2 protein-coding genes are annotated in these 2,302 nt (G+C 66.9%); both read left to right on the top strand.

Features of this window, described 5'->3' with window-relative positions; all coding sequences use genetic code 11:
* Positions 1–409 precede the first annotated feature (409 nt).
* Complete coding sequence (gene guaB, locus G3O00_RS41935) at positions 410–1,870, top strand: IMP dehydrogenase (RefSeq protein ID WP_011352433.1); 1,461 nt, start codon at positions 410–412, stop codon at positions 1,868–1,870.
* Between the two features lie 6 nt (positions 1,871–1,876).
* Positions 1,877–2,302 (top strand): hypothetical protein (locus G3O00_RS41930; protein WP_206146519.1); only part of this gene is annotated, 426 nt, incomplete at its 3' end.

The raw sequence follows: 2,302 nt of genomic DNA, 5'->3' as shown, positions 1-2,302 counted from the left end.
TGGCCGCCGTGCCGGCCGCGATTGCCGCGGAGCGCCTCGCGCCGTCCGGTGCGCGGGTTGCGCGGATCGCCGGCTGCGTGGCGGCCGGCGCAGGCATCGCGATGATCGCGCGCGCGGCCGGACTGCTATAACAGAGGGTAGGCAGGCCGATTCGACACGTTGCCGGGCCCTGCTTCTTCGTGGCCATTACCGTCGCGTGACCTGTTCGCAACAGACGGATCGGCCGCCTGGCCGCCGGCTGCGCGAATGGCTCGATGCGGCGGTGAAACGAAAGGCGATCGAAAACGAACCGAACGGCGATCCGAACGATTCGGCCCCCGAACGGCTGAAACCGGCTAAGCCGTTGTTCGTGTTGTGAAAATTCGCGGCGCTTCGCGTATAATTCGCTTTTGCGCCCATAGGATTTGCCATGCGTCTGATCCAAAAAGCACTCACTTTCGATGACGTGCTCCTCGTTCCCGCCTTTTCCGACGTTCTCCCGCGCGACACCAGCCTCAAGACCAAGCTGACCCGCAACATCTCCCTGAACATGCCGCTCGTGTCCGCCGCGATGGACACGGTCACCGAAGGTCGCCTTGCGATCGCGATGGCACAGCAGGGTGGCGTCGGTATCGTCCACAAGAACCTGACGCCGGCCGAACAGGCCCGCGAGGTCGCGAAGGTCAAGCGTTTCGAATCGGGCGTCGTCCGCGATCCGATCACGGTGCCGCCGCAAATGAAGGTGCGCGACGTGATCGCGCTGTCGCGCCAGCATGGCATCTCGGGCTTCCCGGTCGTCGAAGGCCCGCAACTCGTCGGCATCGTCACGAACCGCGACCTGCGTTTCGAAACCCGCCTCGATGAGCCGGTCAAGTCGATCATGACGCCGCGCGAGCGCCTCGTCACGGTCAAGGAAGGCACGCCGCTCGCCGAAGCGAAGGCGCTGATGCACAGCCACCGCCTCGAGCGCGTGCTGGTCGTCAACGACGCGTTCGAACTGCGCGGCCTGATGACCGTCAAGGACATCACGAAGCAGACCGAGCACCCGGACGCGTGCAAGGACGAACACGGCAAGCTGCGCGCAGGCGCGGCGGTCGGCGTCGGTCCCGACAACGAAGAGCGCGTCGAGCTGCTGGTGCAGGCCGGCGTCGACGTGATCGTCGTCGATACCGCGCACGGCCACAGCAAGGGCGTGCTCGAGCGCGTTCGCTGGGTCAAGCAGAACTTCCCGCACGTCGAAGTGATCGGCGGCAACATCGCGACGGCCGCCGCCGCGAAGGCGCTCGTCGAATACGGCGCGGATGCAGTCAAGGTCGGTATCGGCCCGGGCTCGATCTGCACGACGCGGATCGTCGCCGGTGTCGGCGTGCCGCAGATCAGCGCGATCGCGAACGTCGCGGAAGCACTGAAGGGCACGGGCGTGCCGTGCATCGCCGACGGCGGCGTGCGCTTCTCGGGCGACGTGTCGAAGGCCCTCGCGGCCGGCGCGAACGCGGTGATGATGGGCAGCATGTTCGCGGGCACCGAAGAGGCGCCGGGCGACGTGTTCCTGTACCAGGGCCGCCAGTACAAGTCGTATCGCGGCATGGGTTCCGTCGGTGCGATGAAGGACGGCGCGGCAGACCGCTACTTCCAGGACAACTCGGCGAACATCGACAAGCTCGTGCCGGAAGGCATCGAAGGCCGTGTCGCGTACAAGGGTTCGGTCAACGCGATCCTGTTCCAGCTGGTCGGCGGTGTGCGCGCGAGCATGGGCTACTGCGGCTGCAAGACGATCGACGAGCTGCACGACAAGGCTGAATTCGTCCAGATCACCGCGGCGGGCATGCGCGAGTCGCATGTGCACGACGTGCAGATCACGAAGGAAGCGCCGAACTACCACGTGGACTAATTGCCGATGAAACCGCTGCTGCGAGCCGTGCTGATTGTCGATGCCGTACTGCTGCTGGCGTTCGGCGTGTTGTTCGTGCTGACGCCCTGGCAGTCGCTCTTCAACGCGCTGCAGCTTGCGAACGTCCAGCCGGCGATGCTCGGCCAGGCGTTCGGCATCGCGTTGCTCGGGCTCGCGTGGCTCGCGTTTCACGCAGCGTTCAACGGGGATCTCACGGCACCGGTCGCGCGGTCGGTCGGCCATGTGGTCTGGCTGACCGGCGCGCTGACGATCGTCTGGTCGATCGGCACCGGCAGCGGTCCCGCGCTCGCGGCCGCCGGCAGGGTGCTGTCGGCCGTGGCCGGTGCCGCGCTGATCGTGCTCGGCCTCGGCGGCGTGCGGCTCGCATCGGCGGTACGCCGGCGCGAAAAAGCGCAGGCGCTCGAGGCGAGC

This window comes from Burkholderia sp. Ac-20384, from assembly GCF_017104605.1.
GTDB classification, from domain to species: domain Bacteria; phylum Pseudomonadota; class Gammaproteobacteria; order Burkholderiales; family Burkholderiaceae; genus Burkholderia; species Burkholderia lata.
Note: the sequence above shows the minus strand (reverse complement) of the source record. Positions and strands in the feature narration are given on the sequence as shown.

Excerpts from the sequence above, each read along its gene's own strand:
- guaB (WP_011352433.1), top strand. The coding sequence starts at position 410 with ATGCGTCTGATCCAAAAAGCACTCACTTTCGATGACGTGCTCCTCGTT.